At 66.9% G+C, this 17193-nt stretch carries 14 protein-coding genes; 5 read left to right on the forward strand and 9 right to left on the reverse strand.

The window, feature by feature from the left end; all coding sequences use genetic code 11:
• Window positions 1–15: 15 nt before the first annotated feature.
• The 8 genes from OHS16_RS05730 to OHS16_RS05765 form a co-directional block, all read right to left on the reverse strand.
• On the reverse strand, window positions 16–993 hold the full coding sequence (locus tag OHS16_RS05730; RefSeq protein ID WP_328536076.1) for an ATP-grasp domain-containing protein: 978 nt from the start codon (window positions 991–993) through the stop codon (window positions 16–18).
• Window positions 983–1318, reverse strand: coding sequence for a hypothetical protein (locus OHS16_RS05735; RefSeq protein ID WP_328536077.1), 336 nt, complete (start codon window positions 1316–1318; stop codon window positions 983–985). The genes OHS16_RS05730 and OHS16_RS05735 overlap by 11 nt, the downstream gene beginning before the upstream one ends.
• The gene (locus OHS16_RS05740; RefSeq protein WP_328536078.1) at window positions 1315–2235 is read right to left on the reverse strand and encodes a hypothetical protein; all 921 of its coding nucleotides are present in this window, start codon (window positions 2233–2235) and stop codon (window positions 1315–1317) included. The genes OHS16_RS05735 and OHS16_RS05740 overlap by 4 nt, the downstream gene beginning before the upstream one ends.
• A gap of 735 nt (window positions 2236–2970) precedes the next feature.
• A complete protein-coding gene (locus OHS16_RS05745; protein WP_328536079.1) occupies window positions 2971–4188 on the reverse strand; it encodes an ATP-grasp domain-containing protein in 1218 nt (405 codons plus the stop codon).
• Window positions 4185–5426 carry an MFS transporter gene (locus OHS16_RS05750; protein WP_328536080.1) on the reverse strand — a complete coding sequence of 414 codons (1242 nt, stop codon included), beginning with the start codon at window positions 5424–5426 and terminating at the stop codon, window positions 4185–4187. The genes OHS16_RS05745 and OHS16_RS05750 overlap by 4 nt, the downstream gene beginning before the upstream one ends.
• Window positions 5427–5502: 76 nt before the next feature.
• Window positions 5503–6639, reverse strand: coding sequence for an ATP-grasp domain-containing protein (locus OHS16_RS05755; protein WP_328536081.1), 1137 nt, complete (start codon window positions 6637–6639; stop codon window positions 5503–5505).
• Between the two features lie 525 nt (window positions 6640–7164).
• Window positions 7165–8079 carry a phytanoyl-CoA dioxygenase family protein gene (locus OHS16_RS05760; protein ID WP_328536082.1) on the reverse strand — a complete coding sequence of 305 codons (915 nt, stop codon included), beginning with the start codon at window positions 8077–8079 and terminating at the stop codon, window positions 7165–7167.
• Between the two features lie 20 nt (window positions 8080–8099).
• The gene (locus OHS16_RS05765; RefSeq protein ID WP_328536083.1) at window positions 8100–8423 is read right to left on the reverse strand and encodes a hypothetical protein; all 324 of its coding nucleotides are present in this window, start codon (window positions 8421–8423) and stop codon (window positions 8100–8102) included.
• A 489-nt stretch (window positions 8424–8912) separates the two neighbouring features.
• Between OHS16_RS05765 and OHS16_RS05770 the strand changes: the two genes are divergently transcribed.
• The 5 genes from OHS16_RS05770 to OHS16_RS05790 all read left to right on the forward strand — a co-directional run bounded on the left by OHS16_RS05770 (window position 8913) and on the right by OHS16_RS05790 (window position 15879).
• Window positions 8913–10805, forward strand: coding sequence for a methylaspartate mutase subunit E (locus OHS16_RS05770; protein WP_328536084.1), 1893 nt, complete (start codon window positions 8913–8915; stop codon window positions 10803–10805).
• Window positions 10806–11332: 527 nt separating this feature from the next.
• Window positions 11333–12220 (forward strand): TauD/TfdA family dioxygenase, encoded by an 888-nt coding sequence (locus OHS16_RS05775; RefSeq protein WP_328536085.1) that lies wholly within the window; start codon window positions 11333–11335, stop codon window positions 12218–12220.
• A 74-nt stretch (window positions 12221–12294) separates the two neighbouring features.
• Window positions 12295–12945, forward strand: a complete 651-nt coding sequence (locus OHS16_RS05780) for a cyclase family protein (protein WP_328536086.1) — start codon at window positions 12295–12297, stop codon at window positions 12943–12945.
• A gap of 531 nt (window positions 12946–13476) precedes the next feature.
• Entirely contained in the window at window positions 13477–14493 is a 1017-nt protein-coding gene (locus OHS16_RS05785; RefSeq protein ID WP_328540728.1) for a hypothetical protein, read from the forward strand.
• Window positions 14494–14586: 93 nt separating this feature from the next.
• Window positions 14587–15879 (forward strand): ATP-grasp domain-containing protein, encoded by a 1293-nt coding sequence (locus tag OHS16_RS05790; RefSeq protein WP_328536087.1) that lies wholly within the window; start codon window positions 14587–14589, stop codon window positions 15877–15879.
• 409 nt (window positions 15880–16288) lie between these two features.
• Here the strand turns inward: OHS16_RS05790 and OHS16_RS05795 are convergent, their stop codons facing one another.
• Complete coding sequence (locus OHS16_RS05795) at window positions 16289–17170, reverse strand: fumarylacetoacetate hydrolase family protein (RefSeq protein WP_328536088.1); 882 nt, start codon at window positions 17168–17170, stop codon at window positions 16289–16291.
• Window positions 17171–17193 lie beyond the last annotated feature (23 nt).

The following is a 17193-nucleotide window of genomic DNA, read 5'->3' on the forward strand; positions in this document are numbered from 1 at the left end:
GGGAGGTCCGCGCCCCTACCGTGCGCCTCCCGATCGGAGATCGCGGACAAACGTGTCGAAGCGGGAGCGGTAGGAGCCGAAGCGCACCTCGGTCATGTGGTGGTCACCCTGGGTGGTGCCGCCGTCCACTTCGATCTCGGAGAACCACCATTGCCCGTCGGCACAGAGGAAGTCGATGCAGAGGTACGGCAGCCCGATGTCGCCGGCCACCGCCCGGGCCGGTTCCACCAGCTCATCGGGCATGGCAGTCCACCCCGCCACGCCGCCTTGGCCCACGTTGCCCGCGAGTGCGTCACCGCGCGGTTTACGCGTCAGCACGCGGTACGGCTCACCGTCGACGTAGAACACGCGGTAGTCGACCACGTCCCGTCCCAGCCACGGCTGAACCACAACCGTCATCTCAGCCGCGGCCGCCCAGGTGAGCACGGTGTCGAGTTCCCCGGCGGTGGAGGCGACGAACACGCTGTTCCCGCCGCCCCAGCTGGAGGGTTTGACGACCACCGGGAATGCGATGTCACTCGCGCGCATCGCGGCGGTACACCAGTCGAGATGGTCCGGGCCGTGCCCGCGGGTACTCAGGCGGACCGTCGGCAGCTGCGGCACCGCACTGCCGAAGCGCTGCAGCGCGGTGAGCAGCTTTTCGTTGTTGATCAGGCTGAGTCCGACGGGGACCGTGGTGAAGAACCCGGCCGCCGACAGGGCGGAGTAGGTCGTCAGGTGCCGCCAGTAGTCGAACCGGTCGACGGGCCAGGTGACCAGCTTCGTGTGGAAGAAGGCCGTGTCCCGTGCAACGAGCTCGCCGCGCACGCGGACCGAGGCGCCCCCCTCCGTGGTGCCCACGACGACGTCGTCGACGCTGACCCGGGACAGCTGCACGCCGGCCGCACGCGCGGCGGCGTCGTACCGTGAGTTGATCTCGGCGTCAAAGGGATTCGGTGACTTGCTCTCGCGCTCCGAGCGAATCCAGAACATCGTGACGAGGTCAGCGGTCACGGCCCGCCTCCCCGCCCCGGGAGGACGCGGCGAGGCAGTCAAACTGCCTGCGACCGGAGCCGAACCGGCGCCGGGCCGATGGCGGTTCGGGTTCGCAGCCGCCGGTGTCCGCTCCCGCCGCTTCGAGCGGGACACAGGTCGTCAGATGCCGCCGGGCGCCGATCCGGTCCGGCGACGACGTGCGCCGTGAGTGGATGAACGACCTGGTGGGATCCAGGTGTTCACCGCGTACGTGCTCCTCGGGGCCGCCCGCATCCCGGCAGACGACCCCTTCGCCGGCACTGGTCCGGTACCGGACCGAATCGCTGTCACGCATTGTTGTCACGCCTCTCCTCCAGGTGCCGAAACCGCGTCGCCCGCGGCACGGAACCGATAGAACGCTTCGCGGTAGGCGACAAGCTGGACTCGGACGGCATCGGCGTCGAGGTCAGGTGAAAAGCCCGCGCAGACCACGTGTGACAGCCAGAACTGATCGCCATCCTGGACGAAACCGACCCGGACGTAGGCGAGCCCGAGTGCGGTCGCGACCGCACTCGCGGGGCGGGACAGCCGCTCGGCGAGCGCCCCTTCCAGACCGGTCGGCTCTCCATCGACACACACCACGATGTGCTCGACGACGTGCTCGCCGAGCCATGGCTGTACGAGGACGGTCAGTTCGGATGCACCCACCAACTGAAGGAGGGTGGTCAGCCTGCGTTCGCTCTCCGCGATGAAGACCCGGTCGCCGGGCCGGCGGACCGCCGGGCGCACCGCCACCGGGAACTCCAGCCCCCAGTCGGCGACGCGCAGCCGGTCGCGATGGACCTCGATCTCGCGGGTGCACAGCCGCACCGATGGCAGAGTGCGCACCTCGCCGAGGTCGAACCGAAGGAGCGGCACGATCGCGTCGGCCCAGGTGATCGAGTGAACGGCAGGCACGGTGACCATGAACCCGGCAGCTTCAAGAATCCCGATGGTGCTCAGCACACGCCAGGAGTCGGGTGCCTGTGCGGGACTGCCGAGCGAGTCGGTGTGGAAGAAGGTGTCGCGCGGGTCCACGCGCTCGCCCCGCACATGCACGATGGCGGCCTCTCCCACCTGGGTCACGACCACGTCGTCAACCGTGGCCGTGCGCAAGTCGAGACCGAGGTCCGCCGCCGCCGCGGTCAGGCCCGCTACACGCGCACCGTCGGCCGTCGCGACTGCGGTGCAGTCGCGTTCCGAGCGCAGCCAGAAGAGTGCGGGGGGAGAGGGAGGGTGCATGGATCTCGCTCCTAGATCGGGGACACCTGGCGAAGGGGCTCCAAGCCGGCGTCAGTCGTTCGTGCCGGCGCCAGGTGGTCAGGACCAGCCAAAGGAAATCGAGGGGCAACGTCGCGAGGCCGCCCTTGTCCGGTCGGTCGAACAGGCGGGAGACGACCGGGCCGTCGTGCAGCTCGGGTTCGAGCTCGATCGCCGAGCTCACCGGGCTCAGAGGCAGCATGCTGAGTTCCGGACAGGGAAACGCGTCCTTCAATCGGGACGGCACCCGCTCGGCAGGTGGGCGGTGCGGCGAACCCGGACAGGCCTAGCAGGCCGCGGGTGGGTCAGTGGGACATGGTGGTCGAGCACCGAAAGGGCGACAGGGGGTGCTCGCACAGCGACCACACGCCTGATCGGAGACGGTGACCAACTGGTACCTGTTGTCGTGCGGAACTGAGCGGAAACCATGAGCCATCCGGCGATGGCGGATCTCCCCCTTCTCCTGCCGGCTGGTCATTGAGCGTAAGGGCCTGTTGGGCAGCGACTCCACAGGAAGCGGGAAAACTGCCTCGGCCCTTCCTCCTGCTGCCGCCGTCATCGGTGTGGAGAGCCGTCATTCCCCTCGGTGGGATGCTGATCGGGGATCACGGACCCGGAGATGCGCAGGAGGCTCCCGGTCGGTCCGTGACGACGCGCACCTTCACACCGCCGAGGAGTCTGTGTGGCTGTCGCCGCCCCGGCCGCTTTCGGTACCGGTCACTCCGGGGTGATGGACACGATGATCTCGCTCTTGACCTCGGCGAGCCGGCCGACGACTTCGTGTGAATCCCTGCCGCAGACGGACGCGACCGCGATCGCGTCCTTTGCCTGCCTGGGTCGCCTGACGAGTTCACCCGGACGGTAGGGCGCCGTGAGCTGAAGCAGCCACTCGGCCTGCGGAAGCGTGTCGAACCCACGAAAGCGCCCCAGCTCCGGCGGGTAGATCATGGACCAACCGGTCGCCGGCTGGTCCATACGCGCCTGGGTACCGCTGTCCGGGACAGCCTGTCCGACCTGCGGCAGGATGCTGGCCCACAGCAGCGAGACGCCATGACGATACCGAAATGTGGTGTCTATCCCGGCGCCGCCGGGGCGGCCGCCCAACTCGCAGAACACCGGCCTGCCTCGGTCATCGAGGAACACTTCGAGGTGTGAGGCGCCACTGAACCAGGTGATGCACCCGAGTACCGCGCGGTTGAACTCCAGCAAGAGTTCGAGGTCCGGGCCGTCGTCGAGGGTGTGCGACCGTACCTGGCCATTCAACGGAAACGATTCGTGCGAGTCCAGATACCGCGAGACGGAGGCGGCGACCGGCACACCGTTGTTGACGACGCTGTCGATGTGGAACTGGCGGCCCGCGATGAATTCCTCGGCCTCGTACCGGTCCGCGCTGGCGAACCCCTGCCGCTGAAAGCTCATCAACTCGTTCTGGTCACGGATGATGCGCACGTCCAGGGAAGACGAGCCGAGGACTGGCTTGATGACGATGTGGCCGAACTTGTCGAGCAGGTCTGTTGCCTGGATGGGTTCGGAGATCTCCATGAACTCCGGAACCCGGATCCCGCTCGCCGAGAAGTGGTTCTTCATCGCCACCTTGTCGCGGAGCAGCAGCGTGTGTTCCGTTCCCATCCCGCCGAGGCCATTGGCCTCGCGCAGACGCGCGGCCGGCAGCAGCAGCCGTTCCTGGGTCGCCACCACCCAGTCGAATTCGACGTCACCGACCAGTGGGGGCAGCGGCACCGCGAGCTCGCCGGAGGGGTGCATGTCCACAGGGATACTGCGGCTTACCTGTCCGGGTGCCAGCTGGGCGATATCGCGGGGCCGTGCGAGGAAGGTGACGTCGAATTCGTCTGGCGGGAAGTAAGGGCTGCCGTCATCGTGGCGGTAGGCGTCGTAATTGACGTGGCTCAGAAGAGCCACCCGTTGACGAGTCACTGCATCTCCGTATTCACGGCGCGACGGGTATCGATTCCCGGCACCTGTTCCGATGTCACTGGTTCGGCTTTGATGGCCGCGTATGCCAGCCCGGACGCGATGGCGAAGGACACCGCCGCGAGAAACAGCAACGCACCTGGCCCCAGTCCTTGGATGACCACACCGCTGCCCGCCGCCCCGGCAGCTCCGCCCAACGACACGGAGGAACCGATCCACGACTGCGATTCCGCAGCCATGTCAGGCGGAGACAGATCGCCGACCGTCGCGTACAGGGCCACGAAACTGGGACCCACCGCGATGCCCATGAACGCCGCGGCCACGACCAGGACCGCCGTCCAGGTGAAACTGGCCGCCGCTACGAGCAGGGTCCCCAGGCACAGCACGGCCAGCGTGACAGGGAAGGTCGCGCGGACCGACCTCCGCGCCGGCAACGCTCCCAGGGTGAGGCCGCCCATCACACTTCCCACCGACATACAGCTGAGGAGCACTCCGCCCATCAGCGGTGAATCGTGCTGCTGGGCCCAGGAGGGAAGAGCCAGCTCGACCGCGCGGACCGCCATGAAGAAGCACACCACCGCCGCCATGATCGTGCGCAACGCCCGGTTGTGCAGCGGGCCCAGCCAGTGGCGCTCCGCGGGCTGCGGCTGTTTGCGCTGATGCGGCAGCTTGCGGGAGAGCAGCAGGAGGGTCGCGCCGGTGGTCAGCAGCGCGGAAGCGGCCAGGCCTGCCCAGGGCGCGACAGCCACCACCAGGAAGGCTGCCATGGTCGGCCCCACGACGTACCCCACGTCGGCCAACACGGCATCCAGGGACAGGATGGTTCTCCGGAGCTCGCCGGTGGCCATCGCGCCCCACATCAACCGGGTCACGATCTGGATGGGTGGGATGGTTGCCGATGCGACGAACGCGCAGACCAGTGTGGTGGCGAACGGCCCATGTGCGTCTTCGTTCAGGACCAGGACAGCCAGCGCGCCGAGATACGCCACGAGCGTCGGACACATCACCGGGGCATAGCCGTAGCGGTCCATGAGCCTGCCCCTCACCGGGACGGTGACTCCGGCCACCGCGGACACCGAGACCACGATGGCCGCCTGATTGAAACCCCGATAGTGCGCGACCTCGAACAGGAGGGCGACCGAAGAGATTCCGAGCTTCAGCTTTCCCGCAACAGCCGCGATCAGAGATGTGCCGAATTTCGGCAGAGAGAAAAGCTGCCGATACGAGGAAAATAGCTTCATGCGTTCCGTAACTTTCGCCGGATCGGCCCGCACCGTCCATCGGGGACAGCGGTCGCCGGGGAACAACGGGCCGCGATCAGCAGACCGGCTCGATCACGAGTTCCACGGTGTCGCGGACCGCAGCCATGCGCCGGAGCAGTTCCTGACGGTCCGGCGCGGAGACACTCACCCTGAGTGGAATGGTCGGAATGCTGCTGGTCGTCGGCACCATGTCGCCTGCCTGGTAGCCCACCACCAATGTGCCCACGCCGAGCAGTCGCTCTACCTTGTCCAGCCCGCGCATCTCGACCAAACGACCGGCCGGCCCGTCGTTGCGGATGGCGTTCGCGCCACAGAGGCTGTCGAACTTCACCGGCTCGGTCGCGATCTTCGGCACCTCGCCCAGCCGGCCGGCCAGGGTCTGGCGATGCGGGTCGAGATCGCTGTGCTCGATCCACGCGTTGATCATGGGGTAGGCGGGAAGGCGAGCGCCCAGCTCGATGAGATATGCCTCGCCGGCCGAGATCTTGATCTCGGTGTGACTGGGGCCGAGACGTACGCCGAACGTGTCGAGCACCTGCCGCACGTAGTCGACCGCAGTCTGCCAGTCGGGGTCGTCCTGGGGGATCTGTGCCCACTCCCAGTAGGGGAACGAGTAATCCCGGTTGTCGGGTTGCCGGTATTCCCAGATGTCCAGGACATGGTGCGTGCCGTCGTGCGAGAAGAAGTTCACACCCAGTTCCCGGCCTCGCACGTACTGCTCAACCAACCAGGCCTCGACCGGCCGTCCGAAGTGGTCGGTCCGGTGCAGGGTCGACAGGTCCTCGGCGTCCTCGGGTCCGCTCAGCAACCGGATACCGTGCGATCCGGCCCCGGTCGTGTGCTTGACGATGGCAGGGAAGCCCACGTCGCGCGCGGCACCGGCGATGTCGGCCGCGTCCTCGACCATCACGTAACGGGGAATACGAACCCCCGCCCGCGCGGCGGTCTCCCGCATCGCGGACTTGTCGCGGCGGGCGAGGGCCAGCCGCGCACCGTTGCCGGGCAGGCCGAATTCCTCGGCCAGCGTGTCCGCCTTGTCCACAGCCACGTCGTTGGCCGGCACCACTGCGCGGATGTCTGCGCCCAGCTCGGCGAGTTGCGCGCGGATCTCGCCGAGCTCCGCGGCGTACAGGCTGACCGTGTCACCGGCCGTGTGGTCGGGGTACCGGGTTCGGAGGTGCTCGCGGGGCATCGTATATACGGAGATCACGGCCAAGCCACGCTCGGCTGCCTGGGGTTTGAAACCCATACCCGGCCCGCAGGGGTCCATTAGCACGACAGCGGGTGTTCCGCTAAGCGAGCTGGTCATCATGCTCCTTGTGGCTTCTCGTCCGATGCGGGGGGTCAGGGATGCTCGTCGGCCCTTGCGGCCGGGTCCTCCTGCCAACGGCCGTTCCCCGCCGGTGGCTTGTCCAGGTCCTTCGCCAAGGCCCGCGTCGTGTGTGGCCAACCAGCCCTGATGGAACCTTTGTCGGGAACAACCAGGGCCGGAGCAGCCGAACTGGGCGGTTGCCGTGCAGCGGTGGCTTCCTCGGCGCCTGTACCGGCGCGGGGCACGCCGCGAGTACATGGAGCCGGTACACAGAACCGCACCGGTGCCGCGCCGTACTCCGGTGTGGCTACCGGACGTGCCGGGAGGCCGGTTCGGTACCGCGGCGTGTCCGGCACCGCAGCACAACTGCTCGGGCCGCCACCGCCATTGTGCTGCGGTGTGGACTCACATCGAGGCGCTCGAGGTGTCCTTCGCGCCGGCCTCGTGCGAGAAGTATCCGGTCGACGACCTCGTCCCGTCGCTGAGGTGGGAGCCTTCCTGAACCTGGTACAGAGAGTTGAACTCCGCCGCCGCGATCGGGAGCTGCCACAGGCCGGCCTCGCTGCGGACGGCCCTGGCAGCGCTGCCGCGCACCAGCTTCGCCGTCGGTTCGTTGTGCGCGGCGTGCGGCCCGTAGTAGATGGGAAGGGCGTCGGCCGCGCGGTACGACGGGATGAAGACACGGCGGTACATGTCCGAGAGGTTCTTCTCCGACGAGTGCAGAAGCAGGGGGTGGATGAACACCACCGATCCTGCGGACCCCTCGCAGTCGATGACCGTCAAGTCATCCAGGCCCGCGTCCGCCGGCGACGAGACCTTGCCCACGAAATGGCCCCCGGACTCGTGCTGGAGAAGGCCATGCCGGTGCGAGCCGGCGACGACCCGCAGACAGGCATTCTCCCGGGTCGCATCGTCAAGATAGATCAGTGAAGCGACCAGGCCGGTGTTCGTGTGGGGGTAGAACGCGAAGTCCTGGTGCCACTCGACGACGCTGCCCACGCGCGGCGGCTTCACGTTGAGCTTCGAGTACTGCAGCACGATGTCGGGGCCGATCAGCTGCTCCACCGCGTCGAGGAGCCGGGTGTCCTCCGCGATGCCGGCGAAGAGCTCGTCCCGCGAGGTCGGAGCCCAGATGCGGCGAGCCTTGGAGCCGTCCTCCGGCTCTGCCTCGGCCACGCTGGCGAGGTCGGTGGAGGAGAGCAGTCCGTCGACGACGGACCGCGCCTTCTCGACCAGCTCGGTGTCGAATATCCCGTCGACGACGCAGAACCCGTTCTCACGGTAGAAATCGACCTGACTCTGACTGAGGATGCCGCCCATCGAATAACCCTTCCATACAGTCAGTAACCTTGTTGCTGCCGCAGATTCTTACGATCCAATTCGTACACGTCACCCTCACTTGCCGCAAGGCATTCCTGGCCGCCCGGAGAGGCAGTTGAGCCACGTAATGGGCACTCTTCTGCCGGGATTCTGCCGGGCTTCTGCCGCTGGCGGATGTGCACTTCTTGGCTAGTGTCGATACAACGCTTGCCCACACTCCTCCGCTTGAGGTGTTCAATGTCAGAGACATCGCCGAAAGTCGCGTTCCTCTGCTCCCCCGAGACGAACTCGCGGGTCTTCCGCAACGCCTCATGGATCTGAGTCGTGAACTCCGAAATGAACATCGGGGACAAGCTCTCGTACGGTTCGCTCGGAGGAATACGGATGCGTCGTGGTCATCAACCACGGGGAGCAGTAACCGATCCTGCCGCAGACCGCTCACAACCCTCCGGCGGGATGGTGCGCGAACGGTGCATCGAGGACCAGGTACGAATGTCTCGCGCACATGGGTAACAGGTGGACCGTTAGGCGACCCCCTGATTCTTCGCCGCCATCATGGTGCCGCTTGTGAATAACACGTCGCTTCACACGGGTCCGGTCCTGGGCGGCGTGCAGATCCAGCCGCAGCGTGTTGCTGCGACGAACTGCGCCGTGCCCTGGCGGTGATCGGGGAACTCGGTGCAGACACGATCCTGAACCCGGATCACTCCACTGCACCTGCCGTCGAGTGAACGTGACGTCCTGGTATTGCTCAGGTGCGGTATTGGCCGCCGCTCACGCACTGCCAAAAGGTAACGGAGAAAACCATGAGATTGCCGACGCCAAGATCGATCGTGCTCGGCGGGATCGGCGCCGACGCTCATTCGGTCGGTCTCACTCTGCTGAAGCACGCCATCAATGAGGCAGGCCACGTGGTCCACTTCATGGGCACGCAGAACAACCTCGACGACTTTTTCAGTCATGCGGCCGACGCGGATGTTGTGATGATCTCTTGCATGGACGGCCATCTGCGCCACTACCTGACTGAATTTCCGGACCTGACGCTCAAATACCCCGACGTCGACGCGATCTGGTACGCCGGCGGGAACCTCGACGTGGGCAGCTCCGAACGGATACGCGGAGAAGCGCGCCGCCTGGGCTTTCGACGGGTCTTCCCCACGTATGTCGATATTCCGACGGTTCTCTCGGTCCTGGCCGAGGATCTCCTGACCAGGGGTCCTGCGGTACGCGGCAAACCCGTTGCTTCCCCCTGGCCCACCCAACCGGGTGCGGCGCCGCCCGACCAGCGGCTCACCGTGGCCGACGTGCAACGGCAACGAACTGCGGTCCTGGAATCCTGGCCGACCGGCGCGCGCGCGCGGGACCTGGCGGACAACGCGGCGTTTCTCCTCCGGCAGCCGTCGTTCGCTCACGCGCACTCACCGCGGCCCCGGGCGGAACGGCCGTTCCTGGTGCAGCCGCGCTCAGGCGTGGCACTCGCCGCCGAGCAGCGCACGGCATTCGTGGCCCTGCGCCGGGCCGGCGCAGACGTGCTGTCCTACCAGATCGATTCCCTTACCAGAAACAACGACTACCAGAGGGCCGCCGACGCGATCGCGGAGAGCCGGGAAAACGGTGCCTCCACGCTCAACGGATTTCCCATGGTGAATCACGGGGTCGACGTTCTCCGGCAGTTGATCGCGGAGGTGCGTACGCCGCTGCAGACCCGGCACAGCACACGCGACCCACGACTCCTCGCCGAGATTTCGTGCGCGGGTGGCGTCACCGGGTACGAGGGTGGCGCGATCACGTACAACATTCCTTACTTCAAGGACTACTCGCTGGCCCAGTCGCTCAGAAGGTGGCAGTACGTCGACCGCCTGGTAGGCCTCTACCGCGAGAAGTTCGGCGTGGTGATCGACCGCGAATTCTTCGGCACCCTCACTGCGGTCCTGATCCCACCGAGTCTGGCGATCGTCGTCAACGTGATCGAGGCAATGCTGGCGGCCAGCCAGGGCGTTGGCTCCGTTTCGCTCGGATATGCCGAACAAGGAAATCGATCCCAGGACATCGCGGCGATCAGGGTCCTGCGCGAACTCGGCCAGAAGTATCTGGCCAACCTGGGGTATCCAGGAGTTCAGGTCAATATCGTGTTCCACCAGCACATGGCAGCATTTCCACGGGAGCGGTCTCGGGCGACGCAGTTGATCGTGGCATCGGCCGCCACCGGCCGGCTGTCCGGTGCTTCGCGGCTGATCGTCAAGACACCGGTCGAGGCAACCACGATTCCGTCGGTGTCCGACAACCAGGAGGGGCTGAGCCTGAGCCGGCTGGGCGCGAGCGAGGCGAACAGCATCGAGGTGGACGAGCGAACGGTACGCGAGGAGGCCACCGTACTGCGGGCGGAGGTGGATCAGATCCTCGAGAGTGTCCTGGTGGCCGGCGGCGGCAGCCTCACGGACGGCGTGGTGAAGGCGTTCGCGCTCGGTTACCTGGACGTTCCCTTCTCGCCCAGCGTCTACAACCGCGGCGAGGTGCTGACGGCTCGAGACGTCCAGGGTGCGGTGCGGTACCTGAACACCGGACAGCTCAGGTTCAGCGCCGATGTGATCGAATTCCACCGGAGCCGGATGAGCGAGCGTCGCAGGACCGAGGAACCACCTGTACGCAGCAACTGGCAACTCGTCGAACGTGACGTGCTGCGCATACCGTCGGGTCATTACCGGAAATGGCCGCTCGATGCGTGAACGATATCCACGCGCGCCATCGCGAACAGGGAATACGGGCGGACTGGGCCCCGCGTCGTCGGCGGCGTCCGTCTGGACCGGCTTCCTCGCTTCCCCGAACAGGCGCTCCGTCGCGTCGTCTCGTTCCCGAGGCGCTCATCGCACAGATATCCCGTTCCCCTGGCCGTCATCTGATGCTGCACTCGAAGGATTCGCGGGAAACCCGCCCCTTCGAGCGGTATCCGAGAGGGGCCCGGGCGGGGCCCTCTGTGGTGATGCCGGACCTGGACGACGGCCCAGTCCTGCGGGCCGGTGTTCAGGACATCAAAGTACACAAAGGTCTGGAGCGGGCGGTTGCCTGATCGCAGACCAATCATCAAGGACTTCGGCGACACACCTGATCGTGGCCTGAAGCGAAGTGCTCGTGCAGGTCGGACGTCGGGGCGATCGCCTTGCTGTCGACGACCTCGCCCCTTTCGCGACGTTGGCCGAGGCGATCGCGACGGACACTCCCGGACCTCATCTCGTCACAGAAATGGACAGTCAAGATGGAACACGAATTGACGATCCCGGAATTCACGATCCCCAGCACGGCGGTCTCAGCGCTGTTGGCGCGGGGCATAGCCGCGGACACACCGCTGGACACATGGCCGACAGAGGCGTTCCGGACAGCCGGCGCGGAGATCTCGGCGCTGGGTGACGAGATATTGGCAGCCATCCACGGGGACGCGGGTGGTGTCGTCGTGCGGGTCGCCCCTGAGGGACTCAGCGACCACGACATCTCCACCCTCTACTGGAATTTCTTCACGGCGATCTCCCGTCCGGTCCCGCAGTACAGCTCCGGCGAACTCATCTATCCCGTCGAGGTCAGGACCGGAGCCGCGGAAACCAGTCACTACTCGAATTCGAGCAAGGCGGGTGGATATCACACTGACGGCACCCTGCTCCCGGAGCTGCCCGACGTGGCATTCCTGTTCGGTCTGTCCGCGGCAACAGGCGGGGAAACGCTGCTGATGGACGTCAACGCCCTGGTCGAGCAGCTTACCCAGATCGACCCGGCGCACGTCGACGAACTGTGCCGGCCCGTACCTTTCGACGTGAAGGACCAGATGGCGGGAATCAAAATCAAACGCCAGCCCGTGCTCACGCACACTGCCAACGGCTACGAACTGCGTTATGTCCGCATGTACATTGAGCAGGGGTTTGCCGCCGAGGAGACGCCGGTGCCGCCAGGGCTTCTTGCGGCCATGGACGCATTCGACAAGGTCTCTTCTTCTGCGGCGGAAAGCGCGGCGGCCGTGCTGCTCGAACGCGGCGTCGGCCTGATGTGGGACAACCGGCGGATGCTCCACGGTCGCCGGCCGTTCCAGGAAACCACCTCCAGCCGCAGGCTGCGCCGGATCTACGGGGTGCAGGGCGATGGGCGAGCCAATTGAGTCGAGGCAGCCTTACGCGCCGCTCGAATCCGAATCACTCAGTGAGACCGTCAAGTTGAAGCAAGGGGCACCGCATGCCACGTACAGTTGATCTCTCACACACACTGGAGCCGGGCATGCCGCACGCGCGCACGGTCCCGGCCCCCCAGTTCAAGCCCGCGAGTACCTGGGCGGAACACCGGATGCGGGTCACACGACTGGACATACCGACCCACATCGGCACCCATCTGGACGCGCCGTCGCACTTCGTCGAGGACGGCGCCACGGTCGACCAGTTGCCGCTGTCGGCGCTGGTCGGTCGGGCGTACTGCCTCGAGGTACTGCGGGATGGTCCCGAGCCGATCACGGCGGACGACCTGAAGTCCGCCGTTGACCTCGAACCCGGTGACGCGTTGCTGATCCGCACCGGCTGGGACGACCGCTACACCGAACCGGCCTACGTGGACAGGCATCCGTACCTCTCGGTCGACGCGGCCGAATGGGCTGTGGCCGCCGGACTTCGACTCATCGGCATGGACACGCTCAGCCCTGATCTGCCGATGAGTATGCGCCCGCCGAACTTCCCCTACGACGTCCACCGCACGCTGCTCGGTGCCGGCACGCCGATCGTGGAGAATCTCGTACTGCGGGAGGTCTCGGGCCAGTGGTGCACGCTGTTCGTCGGCGTGCTCAACCTGCTCGGGGGTGACGGCGCACCCGCGCGGGCACTGGCCGTGCTGGACTGAAGGGCAGCGCCTTCCTGAAGATCGAACGGGTCGGCATCGCGTCACCGGACCGGCCGGGCGCACGCACGGCACCATGTCCAGCGGCGCCTGGAACGCCGATGCAGATCTCAGGGTCCGGCCCCGCCGTGTGAGCGGCGGGGCCGGACCCCTTTTTCGTGGTGGTGGGGAAACGGGGCCGGGAGGCGCTCGGGCGCCGGCCACGTCGTTGTCCGGCCCACGGCCTGACAGCCCCTCAACAAGATCTGTATGAGTCTTCCAGGACACCGCGCACGACGTCGTCGCTGCCGTCAGGGACACCGCCACATCTGCCACAGGAATTCCGCTCCGAGAAATGCTCATCTCGCTGGCCTTTTCCCGAGCAGATAGCGGTGGGATGCGGCCTTCGGTCGTCATCCGGGAGGCAGTTGAGCCACTCAATGTGCGCTCTTCTGCCGGGCTTCTGCCGCTGGCGGATGGGCACTTCTTGGCTAGTGTCGGAGCACTTGCCCCGTACTCCTCTGCTTGAGGTGTTCAATGTCAGAGACATCGCCGATGGTCACCGAGGACCAGCAGTCATCCACAGTCGAAATCTTGGACTGCACTCTCCGCGACGGTAGTTACGCCGTGGATTTCAAGTTCACCGAAGGTACGATCAAGAGTGTCCTGAGCGGTCTCGAAGGATCAGGTGTCCGGTTCATCGAGCTGGGTCACGGATTGGGCCTCAACGCCGACGAGCGCACGCCTCATCCCACCCGTGTTTCCGACGCACGGTGCTTCCGTATCGCGTCCGAGACGCTGACGAGCGCGAGTTGGGGGATGTTCTGCATCCCAGGAATAGCCGAGCTGGATCACCTCAGACAGGCCGTGGACGCCGGCATGCAGTTCGTCCGGGTCGGCGTGGATATCTCTGCTGTTGCGCCGGCCGAGGCTTTCATCGCCCTCGCCAAGGACCTCGGCATTACGGCGTTCGCCAACCTCATGAAGACGAACGTGCTCGGCATCGACGGTGTCACGGATGCGGTCCGGCAGTGCGCGGAGTACGGCGCCGACACCGTCTATCTCGTCGACTCGGTGGGTGGTTACCTGCCGTCGGATGTCACCGAACTGTTCGAGAAGGTCGGCCAGTCGGTGCCGATCCCGCTCGGGTTCCACGGGCACGACAACCTGAGCCTGGCGAACGCCAACTCTCTCGCCGCGGCCATGAGCGGAGCGCATTTCGTCGACACGACGCTCGACGGCATCGGCCGTGGAGCCGGCAACACCGTCACTGAGACCTTCGCAGCGACCCTCCACGCCCAGGGCAACCGCCACACGTACGACTTCCGGGCTCTCGCGGAGCTGAGCGAGTCCGTCATCCGCCCGTTGGAGCGACTGCACGACGACCGCACGTACCAGCTCGTCGGCGGTATCACCCGAACGCACTCCAGCTTCTTCCCGCTGATCAGCAGGTGCGCGAGGACCGCGAACGTCGACGTCTTCGAGCTGATGGCCGCAGTCGCCGACATCGATCGGGTCCACCCTGCGGAGGACATGGTGCAGGAGACCGCCAGCGCCCTCGCTGCGCGTTAGCCGTCGTCGCTACGGCGCTGGTGACGCTGCGCGGAGAACTGCTCGACCTCACCGCCCCTGACCCTTCACACGCCTGACCTGAGAGGAGTCTCTGTGGAACCGAGAGACCCGGTGATCCTGCTGATCGACCCGGCCAACACCAGGAACGGAAGCGAGTACGAGACCGCCATACGCGATCTTGGTTTCCGCGTGGTCTCGCTGTCCACCGGTCTACTGCCCGCAGACGCGACCCCGCCGCTCGACCCCGACGGCGAGACATCGCTGTACGCCGACGACGTGGACGACGCCGTCCGGCAGGTCCGTGCGGCTGGGTTCGACCTGCGAGCCGTCGTCCCCGCCAATGGATCGAGCCTCCACGTGGCTGACCAGATCGCGGCGCGGCTCGGCCTGCCCGGAAACGACCCCGCTCTGGGCTGGGCGCGGCGGAACAAGGCGGCGATGCGGGTCAGGGCCGCGCAAACGGGGGTCCGCGTACCGGAGTTCCGGCTGGTCCACTCCCTCGGTGAGGTGGCGGCGGCCGCTCAGGACATCGGCTTTCCCGTCATCGTGAAGCAGACCATGGGAACGGGGTCGTACGGCGTTTCGGTGATCAGTGACGCCGCGGCTCTGGACGAGGCAGAGACGTTGGGGACGGTGGACCGGCGAGGTCGGCCGGTCACCGAGTGGTTGGTGGAGCGCTACGTACGCGGGCGCGAGTACGCGGTGAATTTCTGTAGCGCTGACGGTGAGCACCGGCTGATCGACATCTGGGAGTACCGATGGCCCGATGACCGCGACTACGACTTCCCCCTGTGGGACATCGTCCAGATCGACAGCGCCCATCCCGACTACGTCCGGGTGGAGCGGTTCTGCAGGCAGGTGCTCGACGCGTTCGGCATCCGGCAGGGACCGGGCCACATCGAGGTCAAGTGCAGTGGCGACGGAGACGACGTCTACCTGATCGAGCTCGCGGCCCGGTTCTCGGGCGGGCCTGCGGTGCCGATGTGGACGAGGCACTCCGACCTGCGGCCGTTCCACGACGCCGTGGAATGCTTCCTCGGCCGCCGTCCGGACATCATCGACGGGGATCACGGGTTCAGGGCTGTGCTCGGCTCCGTCGTCATACGCAACGATGACGCGCCCGGCACACTGGTGGCCGTGCACGGGTTGGACGAGCTGGGCGCCCTGCCCGGCGTCGCCGATGTGCTCGCGGAGTTCCGGCCCGGGGACCACGTGCCGATTACCAACCACAACATGTGCATTCCGGTCAGCGCCTCGGTGCACGGCCCGGACCGGGCGACCGTGCTCCGTACCATCGCCATAGCGCGGGAGACGGTCAGGCTGGAGATCGCACCCGACCCCGTCGGCCGCACTACGGTGGCACCGGGCACCGTCGCCGGAAGCTGAGGGTCCCCCGCTACTCCTACGTCGTGGCCGCCGCGGCACTCGGTCGATCCGGTCCCGCCGCCTGGTCCGCGTTCGGCGCGACTGTGCCGTGTGCCCGGTGCCGGCGGGTTACGGCGCCGAGCACACGACCGGGCCGGCTCGACTGCGCGCCCCCTCGACCGCACCCCGAACGGGCACGCCGAACGGGCACGCCGAACGGGCACGCCGAACGGGCCCGGTGCGCCGGCAACGTCGCCCACGCGTACCGGGCCCGCCGGATGGCCGTGTTCAGCCGGCCATCGCACGGCACCTGGTGCCACCCGGCTGCCGGCCGTGCCGAACTCGCAGTCCTGCTCGGCGAATTCCTCGCCGCGATCAGCTGTTGCGGCTGGGAAGCCAGCTGCGGGTCGGTGTGCCGCCCCGGCGCAGGTCAGCCGCGCGTGACTCCACGTGGCTCGGCAGGCTTGAGCCTCACGGTGTTGCGGAGGTCGCCGACGCCGTCGACACGGGCTTCCACGGTGTCCCCGTCGTGGATGACGCCGGCGCCGGGGGTTCCGGTGGCGATCACGGTTCCGGCTTCGAGGACCATGCCGCCGGAGAAGTAGCCGACCAGCCAATGGGGGTCGTACATCATCGCGGACACCCGGTTGGACGCGATCGTCTCCCCGTTGACGACGGTGGAGATCCGCACGGCGGAGAGATCGGGGATCTCGTCGGGGGTGACGACCCAGGGGCCGAGGCTGCAGAAGGTGTCGAAGGCCTTCGCCCAGGGAATGTGGCGGGGGTTGACCCGGATCGCGTCCTCGGCGGTCATGTCCAGGACGCTGGTGTAGCCGAAGATGACGGACGGGGCGTCCTCAGGTGACACGTCGCGGCAGGTGGTTCCGACGACCACGCCGAGCTCGGCTTCGGCGGTGACGCGCTGCGACTGGCCGGGGAGCAGGATGTCGTCCCCGTACCCGATCACCGTGGAGGGCGGCCGCAGGTAGGAGCCGGGGGCGTCGGTCGGCTGTCCTACCCCCAGGTCGTCGGCGTGGCGCACGTAGTTCAGGCCCACACCCCACAGCTTCGGCGGAGACCGGTAGAGCGGCCCGAAGTCCGGCCCGCCCTGCGCGCCCAGCAGGGCGGGTTCGGGCAGGGAGGCGATCGTGGCCGCGAGTGCGACGGCTTCGCCCTTCAGGATGATGTCCAGCATGGTGGGGCCGTACCGGGTTCCCGCGGACGCGTTGACGAGGCTCAGTGTGGCGATCCCGCCGGGCACAGACACGCCGACGTCCTCACCGGTCTCGGTGCGAAGAGTGCAGAGTCGCACTGTTTCATCCTTCCTGGTAGGCG

Source organism: Streptomyces sp. NBC_00344, from assembly GCF_036088315.1.
Taxonomy (GTDB): Bacteria; Actinomycetota; Actinomycetes; order Streptomycetales; family Streptomycetaceae; genus Streptomyces.

Bases quoted from the DNA above. Each gene is read 5' to 3' on its own strand.
- OHS16_RS05765 (WP_328536083.1), bottom strand. From the start codon at position 8,423: ATGTTCATTTCGGAGTTCACGACTCAGATCCATGAGGCGTTGCGGAAG.
- OHS16_RS05780 (WP_328536086.1), top strand. From the start codon at position 12,295: ATGCCACGTACAGTTGATCTCTCACACACACTGGAGCCGGGCATGCCG.
- OHS16_RS05760 (WP_328536082.1), bottom strand. From the start codon at position 8,079: ATGGGCGGCATCCTCAGTCAGAGTCAGGTCGATTTCTACCGTGAGAAC.
- OHS16_RS05775 (WP_328536085.1), top strand. From the start codon at position 11,333: ATGGAACACGAATTGACGATCCCGGAATTCACGATCCCCAGCACGGCG.
- OHS16_RS05755 (WP_328536081.1), bottom strand. From the start codon at position 6,639: ATGCCCCGCGAGCACCTCCGAACCCGGTACCCCGACCACACGGCCGGT.
- OHS16_RS05785 (WP_328540728.1), top strand. From the start codon at position 13,477: ATGGTCACCGAGGACCAGCAGTCATCCACAGTCGAAATCTTGGACTGC.
- OHS16_RS05740 (WP_328536078.1), bottom strand. From the start codon at position 2,235: ATGCACCCTCCCTCTCCCCCCGCACTCTTCTGGCTGCGCTCGGAACGC.
- OHS16_RS05750 (WP_328536080.1), bottom strand. From the start codon at position 5,426: ATGAAGCTATTTTCCTCGTATCGGCAGCTTTTCTCTCTGCCGAAATTC.